General features: G+C 57.8%; 8 protein-coding genes and 2 rRNA genes (1 of these 10 running past the window's edge). 1 reads left to right on the plus strand and 9 read right to left on the minus strand.

The features are described from left to right. Positions 1–46: 46 nt before the first annotated feature. From ACP15V_RS04930 to ACP15V_RS04940, 3 genes are read right to left on the minus strand one after another with little or no spacing between them, the layout of a single operon-like run. On the minus strand, positions 47–805 hold the full coding sequence (locus ACP15V_RS04930) for a lysophospholipid acyltransferase family protein (protein WP_424942554.1): 759 nt from the start codon (positions 803–805) through the stop codon (positions 47–49). Beyond that, positions 805–1,710, minus strand: coding sequence for a cell division protein FtsX (locus tag ACP15V_RS04935; RefSeq protein ID WP_424942555.1), 906 nt, complete (start codon positions 1,708–1,710; stop codon positions 805–807). The genes ACP15V_RS04930 and ACP15V_RS04935 overlap by 1 nt, the downstream gene beginning before the upstream one ends. Then, the gene (locus tag ACP15V_RS04940) at positions 1,707–2,381 is read right to left on the minus strand and encodes a cell division ATP-binding protein FtsE (RefSeq protein ID WP_424942556.1); all 675 of its coding nucleotides are present in this window, start codon (positions 2,379–2,381) and stop codon (positions 1,707–1,709) included. The genes ACP15V_RS04935 and ACP15V_RS04940 overlap by 4 nt, the downstream gene beginning before the upstream one ends. 157 nt (positions 2,382–2,538) lie before the next feature. On the opposite strand from ACP15V_RS04940, the gene ACP15V_RS04945 reads away from it, so the two are divergent. Beyond that, positions 2,539–3,378 (plus strand): zinc-ribbon domain-containing protein, encoded by an 840-nt coding sequence (locus ACP15V_RS04945; RefSeq protein WP_424942557.1) that lies wholly within the window; start codon positions 2,539–2,541, stop codon positions 3,376–3,378. 37 nt (positions 3,379–3,415) lie between these two features. Here the strand turns inward: ACP15V_RS04945 and rfbA are convergent, their stop codons facing one another. The 6 genes from rfbA to ACP15V_RS04975 form a co-directional block, all read right to left on the minus strand. After that, positions 3,416–4,291 (minus strand): glucose-1-phosphate thymidylyltransferase RfbA, encoded by an 876-nt coding sequence (gene rfbA, locus ACP15V_RS04950; RefSeq protein ID WP_424942558.1) that lies wholly within the window; start codon positions 4,289–4,291, stop codon positions 3,416–3,418. After that, positions 4,288–5,154, minus strand: a complete 867-nt coding sequence (rfbD, locus tag ACP15V_RS04955) for a dTDP-4-dehydrorhamnose reductase (RefSeq protein ID WP_424942559.1) — start codon at positions 5,152–5,154, stop codon at positions 4,288–4,290. Before rfbD ends, rfbA begins: the two co-directional genes overlap by 4 nt. Beyond that, positions 5,151–6,191: a dTDP-glucose 4,6-dehydratase gene (gene rfbB / locus ACP15V_RS04960; RefSeq protein WP_424942560.1), complete on the minus strand. Its 1,041-nt coding sequence runs from the start codon at positions 6,189–6,191 to the stop codon at positions 5,151–5,153. Before rfbB ends, rfbD begins: the two co-directional genes overlap by 4 nt. Beyond that, positions 6,188–6,769, minus strand: a complete 582-nt coding sequence (gene rfbC, locus ACP15V_RS04965) for a dTDP-4-dehydrorhamnose 3,5-epimerase (protein WP_424942561.1) — start codon at positions 6,767–6,769, stop codon at positions 6,188–6,190. The genes rfbB and rfbC overlap by 4 nt, the downstream gene beginning before the upstream one ends. A 231-nt stretch (positions 6,770–7,000) precedes the next feature. Then, positions 7,001–7,115 (minus strand): 5S ribosomal RNA (gene rrf, locus ACP15V_RS04970). Between the two features lie 80 nt (positions 7,116–7,195). Continuing rightward, positions 7,196–8,753: ribosomal RNA gene (locus ACP15V_RS04975) — 23S ribosomal RNA — on the minus strand (it continues 1,271 nt past the right edge of the window).

Here is an 8,753-nt window from a genome sequence, read left to right on the forward strand (position 1 = left end):
AGTTTTCTAGTTTTCTAGTTTTCTAGTTTTCTAGTTTTCTAGTTTTCTAGTTTTCTTTGAAAATGCGCTTGCCCGTTTTCAGGTCAAGCCCGGCCTCTTCCATCAACACGTTGGATCTTGTCTCAATCGCGTCTTCCATCTCTGCCATGAATTCCTTGATCTTCATGCCTGGCTCGATGCGCGGAAGAAATTCCACCACCGCAGTGCCCGGATAGCGCATAATCCCGTGGCGTTTCCAAAACACCCCCACATTGGTCGCCGCCGGAACAACCGCCTGCCCCGTTTCCTTATAGAGGACCCCGGTCCCAACCTTATAGGGCTTCTCTGCCCCGGCCGCGACGCGCGTGCCTTGCGGAAAGATCACCAACTGCCCCGGCTCCACCCGGCCCGAGGTCACATCTGCAACCATCTGCTTGATTGCGGCCCCGCGTTTCCCGCGATCCACCGGGATCGAGTTGGTGTATTTTGCATAAAGCCCGATCACCGGCGCCCATCTCAGCTGCTTTTTCATGATGTATTTCGGGCGTGGAAGGGCGCTTGCAATCAGAAGAATATCTAAAAAACTCTGATGCTTGGCCGCGATGATCACCTCGTCCTGCGGCACTTCCCCGCGAATCTCGGATTTCAGCCCCACCATCCAGGACGCGGTCCAGCGCACCCAGTTGCAATAGCAGTGAATGGCCACCATCGCATATTTCTTGTTCACCCAGATCAAAGGAACAAAACCGAACCCGATGATCGGTAAAACCAGGTACATTTGGATGATGAACAACAGCGAGCGAACCCATTGGATGGCGTGACGCATCAGCGTTTCTCCTGCAAGGTGGCCAATGCGGCCTGACGGGTGGCAATAAAGGCAACCAGGGCCGCCACCGGCGGGATTACCACGGGCCACGCCCAATGGGCACCCTGAAACCCGAGACCGGTCAAAAAGCTGCCCTGATCCCCGGCCGATGGCAAAAGCAGGATTGCAATCATCCCAAGCACCGTCCCCCCTGCTGCGCCCACAAGCGCGCGCAACGTGTAGCGGCGCACAAAGGCCCGGGCGATATACCCGTCCTGTGCGCCCACAAGGCGCAACACCCGGATGACCTGCTCGTTGGCAGACAGCGCCGCCGACGCAGCCAGGGTGATCACCACACCCGCCAGTGCGGTGATCAACCCCATGGCCACATACCCCAACAGGCGCAACCGCCCAGCCGCCCGCACAAGAGGTTCCCGCCAACGGTTGTGATCATCCAGAACCGCTCCGGGTGCCTCGCCTGCCAGGCGGGCGCGTAACCCGTCCGGATCAATCCCTTCCTCATCCTCGACCACCTCGATCAGGCGCGGGATGGGCAGCCGATCCAGCGGCAGATCCGGCCCGAACCACGGCTCCAGCAGCTTGCGCTGTTCTTCGTCGCTTAACGGGCGGGCCTCCTTCACGCCGGCAGTGGTGGCAAGCACTTCCATGGCTGCAAGGGTCTGAATATCAACCTGATCCGCTGGGGCGGTGATCCGGATCGTGGCACTTTTCGCCAAGGCATTCCCCCAGCGATCCGCCAGCCGACCCGAGGCCAGCGACAATGCCAACGCGAACACCGCCAGAAACGCCATGGTGCCCGCCGCAAAAATGGTCAGGCGCGCGGTAAACCCGGTGGGCGGCACAACGCGGTCGGCCTGGGCATCCCCCGACACAAGTTGCAAAAGTTGCGAGACGCGGTTGCTCATAGATCCACCCCAGCCATTTGCAACTGCCCCCCCGCAATGCGCAGAACCCGTGTCTGCACCTGCGCTTTGGCCTGCCTGATCAGGGTCATATCATGGGTGGCAATCACCACGGTCTTGCCCAGTTTGTTCAGCTCGATCAACAGGGTCAGAAGACGCACCGACATGTCCCAATCCACGTTCCCGGTGGGTTCATCCGCCAAGATCACGTCCGGGGACATGATCACCGCGCGGGCAAGGGCCGCCCGTTGCCGCTCGCCCCCTGAAAGCTCGGGCGGACGGGCTTGGGACTGGTTGGTCAGCCCGACCCAGGCCAGAAGCTCGGTCAATTCGCGCAGATCCCCCAGGGGACGACCCGAAACGGTCAGCGGCAAGGCAATATTCTCTGCCACGCTCAGATGGTCCAGAAATTGGCAGTCCTGATGCACCACCCCAATCCGGCGCCGCGCCAACGCCACGTCATCCCGGCTCATGTGCCGCGTATCCTGGCCAAACAGGGTGGTGGTGCCCTGGGTCGGCACCAGCTCGCCATAACAAAGCTTGAGGAAGGTGGTTTTCCCGGCGCCGGAGGGCCCCGTGAGAAAGTGAAAAGACCCCGGCTGCATCTGCAACGACATGTCGTTCAGAAGCGTCCCTGTCCCATATCCGTAAGATACCTGCGCCAGCTCAATCACGATTTACCCCTGCCTGATATGGCGACAGTTTTGCCCCACGCGACGAATTGTTTCAATGAAATGATTGCCTTGGTTTGGTTTTCAGGTCTATCTTGCCCATATTACATATGAAAATGGCAGGTGTACCGTCCAATGCGGCGGGGGAACGGGTGAGAAAATGCGTTTGGTTTGCCCCAATTGCGGTGCGCAATACGAGGTTGATGACCGTGTCATGCCTGAAAACGGGCGCGACGTGCAATGTTCGGCCTGTGGTCATGCCTGGTTCCAACGTGGCCCGGCAACCCCGGGCGTCGAGAACACAGAGCCAGAGGCACACCCCACTTCGGATACGTCCGAAACGCCGGCAGAATCAGCCACGCCCTCAGACACAGTTGAAGAGCCCCCCACGGACACCGATGCCCCATCGGACACCCCTTCTGCTGCCCCTGCGGCTTCCCTGCCGCAGCGCGAAATGGATCCCGGTGTAAAATCAATATTGCAGGAAGAGGCGCAACGCGAGCTGGACGCCCGGCAGACGGAACAGGAGCAACTGGAAACCCAGACCGAGATGGGCCTGGAGGATGTTGACCCTGACGAAGCACAGCGCCAATCCATTCGGGAACGCATGGCGCGCCTGCGCGGGGCGGATGATGAATTTGAAGCAACCGAAGCGCTGCCTCAGGGGCGCGGCAAAGACCTTTTGCCGGATATCGAGGAAATCAATTCTACACTCGATGCGTCCCATTCGGATCTGAGCAAAGACGAAGCCATTGCAGAAACCGAAGAGGCCCCCTCATCCGGTGGCGGGTTCCGCCGCGGGTTTTTGATGGTGGTTGTCCTTGCCCTGCTGCTTTTGGCGCTTTACGCCTATGCCCCCGCGATCGCCGACATGATCCCCGGGGTGAAGGCACCGCTTGATCAGTATGTGACCTTTGTGGACCAGCTGCGCGTTTCGCTGAACACGGCAATGGAAAACGCCATCAACGCGATGCAAGGGGCAAGCGGCGACGCCAATTGAACCATTGACGGTCCCGGTTGATCTGCAACCGCAGCGGTTAGCCGTCTTCCGTCAATCGGTGCAGGTAAGCCCCATAGCCGTTTTTGCCAAATGCCTCGGCCCGCGCACGCAGATCCTCGCTAGAAATCCAACCCTTGCTCCAGGCGATTTCCTCGGGGCTGCCAACCTGCTGGCCCTGGCGTTCACTGAGGGTGCGCACAAAATTTCCAGCATCCAGAAGGCTCGCATGGGTGCCCGTATCCAGCCAGGCAAATCCACGCCCCATCTGCTGCACATTCAGTTGCCCATCCGCCAGATACATCTCCAGAAGCGAGGTGATTTCCAACTCTCCCCGTTCAGAAGGTTTCACGGCCTTGGCGCGTTCAGACGCCGTTTCATCCAGGAAATAAAGTCCGGTCACCGCAAAGGGCGATGGGGGCACGGCTGGTTTTTCGATGATGGCCTTCACCGTCCCATCCGCATCAAAATCAACCACGCCATAGCGCTGAGGATCCTGCACGCGATATCCGAACACGGTCCCGCCGGGGGCGTCATTGGCGGCAGACAGGATGTCGGGGAAGCCATGACCGAAGAAGATATTGTCCCCCAGGACCATCGCACTGGGCGCACCATCCAGAAACTCTTCCGCCAGAATATAGGCCTGTGCCAAGCCATCGGGGTTCGGCTGCACAATATAGCTCAGATCAAGCCCCCATTGGCGTCCGTCACCCAGGGTGCGCTGAAACTGATCTTGGTCTTGCGGCGTGGTGATGATCGCGATCTCGCGAATATCCGACAGCATCAGAACCGACAGGGGGTAATAGATCATCGGCTTGTCATAGATCGGCAAAAGCTGTTTCGATACACCGATGGTGATCGGATAAAGCCGCGTGCCCGATCCCCCGGCCAGAATGATACCCTTGCGTTGTTTCATAGCCGTGAACCTTGCTTTAAATCGTTGAGAACCTGCGCGAGACCGCGCGTCCAATCTGGGGGCGAAATTCCAAAGTCCTCTTCAAGCTTGCTGCAATCCAGTCGCGAATTCAGGGGACGTTTCGCAGGGGTCGGATAGGCGTCGGTCGGAATATCGGTGACGGTTACATCCCGGCTTGCCTGCCGGAAAATCTCGCGCGCGAAATTGGCCCAGCTTGCTGCGGGCTGACCCGAAAAGTGATACAGACCACCTTGCTGGCCGTCCACCATCGCCCGCGCCATCGAAACCAGCGCCGCGGCAATATCTGCCGCCGGGGTCGGCCCGCCGATCTGGTCGCCAACCACGGTCAACGCATCGTGCGTGTCGGCCAGCCGCAACATGGTTTTCACGAAATTCGTGCCATGCGCCGAGAACACCCAAGAGGTGCGCAGGATCGCCGCGTTGCCGCCCGCCGCCAGCACAGCTTGATCCCCTGCCAGTTTGCTGCGCCCATAGGCGTTGATCGGCCCCGTGGCATCCTGAGTCGTCCAGGCGGCATCACCTGAACCATCGAACACGTAATCCGTCGAGATATGCAGGAATGGCACGCCCTTGTCTGCACAGGCCCGTGCCATGGCCTCTGGGGCCGTGGCGTTGATCAGCATCGCCAGCGCCTCTTCCTCTTCCGCGCGGTCCACGGCGGTATAGGCGGCGGCATTGATCACCGCATCTGCATTTGTTTGGGCAATCAGGCTGGCACATTCTTCTGGCTGGGTCAGGTCGGCCCTCTCTTGTGGCAAGGCCTCGACATGAAGACCCGCGCCGGCGAGGCGTTGCAACTCGGTTGCGACCTGTCCGATTTTTCCAAAGACCAAGAGCTTCATTTGCCAACCCCTAACCGTTCCCCAACCCCATCCCGTGACTGCAGCGCCTGCCACCACGCTGGGTTGTCCAGATACCACTGGACCGTGCGCCGCAGCCCTTCTTCCAAGGTGACCGAAGGACGCCACTTCAACTCCGTTCGGATCCGGGTGGGATCAATTGCGTATCGCAAATCATGGCCCGGACGGTCGGTGACATAGGTGATCAGGTCGGCATAAGGCGTCGCCCCGGGGCGCAGATCGTCGAGGATCGAGCAGATCATCTGCACCAGGTCGATATTGCGCACCTCGTTTTCGCCGCCGATGTTATAACTGCGCCCAACCTTCCCTTCTGACAAAACCTTCAAAAGCGCATCGGCATGGTCCTCGACATATAGCCAGTCCCGCACATTCAATCCCGCGCCATATACCGGGATACTCTTGCCCGCCAAAGCGTTCAGGATCACAACCGGGATCAGCTTTTCCGGGAAGTGATATGGCCCGTAATTGTTCGAACAATTGGTGATGACCACCGGCAGCCCATAGGTTTCATGCCAAGCGCGCACCAGATGGTCCGAGGCCGCCTTTGAGGCGGAATAGGGACTGTTTGGCGCATAGGGCGTGTCTTCGGTAAACTGCCCGACATCCCCCAAACTGCCATAGACTTCGTCGGTCGAGATATGGTGGAACCGGAAACCCTCCGGCTTGCCCTTGGCATCCCAAAGACTGCGCGCGGCCTGCAGCAGGTTGTAGGTGCCATTCACATTGGTTTCGATAAAAGCCCCCGGACCGTCGATCGACCGGTCCACGTGGCTTTCCGCGGCCAGATGCATCACTGCGTCCGGTTGGTGCTTCTCAAACACCGTATGCAGGGCTTCGGCGTCCCGGATATCCGCCTTTTCAAAGGTATACCCGGGCTGATCGGCGACCGACGCAACATTGTCGAGGCAGGCCGCATAGGTCAGAGCATCGAGGTTCACCACCTCATGACCACGTGACATGGCCAGCCGTATAACTGCAGACCCAATGAACCCGGCCCCACCGGTGACAAGCAATTTCATGTGCGCTCCTCCCAGATAAAGGGAGTGTCCGCATCAGAGAGTTTGGGAGCCTCGGCATCCTTGTCGCTTAGGACCGCGGTATCACGCGTGATGCCCCAATCCACGCCAATATCAGGATCATCAAAGGCAATCGCACGGTCACAATTGGGGGCGTAGTAGTCAGTACACTTATAGACGATTTCCGTGTCGGGCCGAAGCGTCACAAACCCGTGGGCGAACCCTTCGGGCACCAACAATTGTTTGCCATTGTCCTCGTTCAGTTCAACCGCCACCCATTGCGCGTAGGTCGGAGATCCCTTGCGAATGTCCACCGCGACGTCCAAAAGTGCGCCGCGTCCACAGCGGACAAGCTTGGCCTGGGCGTGCGGCGGCGTCTGATAATGCAACCCACGCACCGTGCCAACCTGACGACTAAGGCTATGATTGTCTTGAACAAACTCAAGCGTTAATCCATGCTCTGCCAGCCGTTCCTTGTTCCAGCTTTCGCTGAAAAATCCGCGATCATCCCCAAATCGCTTTGGCGTGATTACCAAGACACCTGGCAATTTGGTCTGCTCAATCTCAATCACGGCACTCATCCCCGGTCATTTTTCGACACATTTTCATTACGACAAGTGTGCCGCATTCCTAAAGAAAGGAAAAGCATATGGCGAAGGTATTGTTTTGTCTTGATTTGGGCGTTTTTGGGGAGGGTGCCTGATGGCATGGGTGGCCTATGTGGCCCCAAACGTCAAACGCCGCCTGCAATTCTGCAAGCGGCGTTTTTGTATTTGTCATCGTTATGAGGGAATACATTGGATTTTTACTAGGTTTGGCGGTGACCTACTCTCCCACACCTTAAGATGCAGTACCATTGGCGCGACAGTGCTTAACGGCCGGGTTCGGGATGGGACCGGGTGTTTCACTTGTGCTATGACCACCAAACCGAGTAAAAATCCAAGTCCAAGTTTGTACACTATGGTGTGTATGCTTTTGATTGTCAGTAGGTTTGCTTTCTACTGGATCAAATCAAGCCTATCGGACCATTAGTACCAGTCAACTGAACGCATTGCTGCGCTTACATCTCTGGCCTATCGACGAGGTAGTCTACCTCGGTCCTCAGGGATACCTTGTTTTGAGGGGGGCTTCCCGCTTAGATGCCTTCAGCGGTTATCCTGTCCGATCATAGCTACCCAGCACTGCCGTTGGCACGACAACTGGTCCACCAGTGGATCGTTCACCCCGGTCCTCTCGTACTAGGGGCAACTCCTCTCAAGTATCCTACACCCACGGCAGATAGGGACCGAACTGTCTCACGACGTTCTAAACCCAGCTCACGTACCTCTTTAAACGGCGAACAGCCGTACCCTTGGGACCTGCTCCAGCCCCAGGATGAGATGAGCCGACATCGAGGTGCCAAACACTGCCGTCGATATGGACTCTTGGGCAGTATCAGCCTGTTATCCCCGGCGTACCTTTTATCCGTTGAGCGATGGCCCTTCCACTCGGGACCACCGGATCACTATGGCCGTCTTTCGACTCTGCTCGACTTGTCAGTCTCGCAGTCAGGCTGGCTTCTGCCATTGCACTCAACGAGCGATTTCCGACCGCTCTGAGCCAACCTTCGCGCGCCTCCGTTACGCTTTAGGAGGCGACCGCCCCAGTCAAACTACCCGCCACGCAGGGTCCCGGATCCGGATAACGGACCGCGGTTAGACATCAAGCAGAACAAGGGTGGTATCTCAAAGGAGGCTCCACAGGAACTGGCGTCCCTGCTTCGAAGCCCACCACCTATTCTGCACATGTTGTGCCTGATGCCAGTGCGAAGCTGTAGTAAAGGTGCACGGGGTCTTTCCGTCTAACCGCGGGAAGCCTGCATCTTGACAGGCAATTCAATTTCGCTGAGTCGATGTTGGAGACAGCGGGGAAGTCGTTACGCCATTCGTGCAGGTCGGAACTTACCCGACAAGGAATTTCGCTACCTTAGGACCGTTATAGTTACGGCCGCCGTTTACCGGGGCTTCAATTCGGAGCTTGCACTCCTCCTTTTAACCTTCCGGCACCGGGCAGGCGTCAGACCCTATACGTCGTCTTGCGACTTCGCAGAGCCCTGTGTTTTTAGTAAACAGTCGCCACCCCCTGGTTTGTGCCCCCAGTCAATACTTGCGTAGAAACTGGGCCTCCTTCTCGCGAACTTACGGAGGTATTTTGCCGAGTTCCTTCAACATCGTTCTCTCAAGCGCCTTGGTATACTCTACCTATCCACCTGTGTCGGTTTAGGGTACGGTCTCATGAAGGGCTATTTCCAGGAACCTCTAAGCTGCCCATTCAATCCGATAAGGATGAACAACCTTCGAGATCCGTCACTTCCTTCTGGCCCAGGAATATTAACCTGGTTCCCATCGGCTACGCCTTTCGGCCTCGCCTTAGGGGCCGGCTTACCCTGCTCAGATTAGCTTTAAGCAGGAACCCTTGGATTTTCGGCGAGGGGGTCTCTCACCCCCTTTGTCGCTACTCATGTCATCATTCTCGCTAGTGATCTCTCCACCGGATCCCTCACAGGCCGGCTTCACTGAAAGCTCC

It is taken from the genome of Aliiroseovarius crassostreae, from assembly GCF_049803815.1.
Lineage (GTDB): Bacteria > Pseudomonadota > Alphaproteobacteria > Rhodobacterales > Rhodobacteraceae > Aliiroseovarius > Aliiroseovarius crassostreae_A.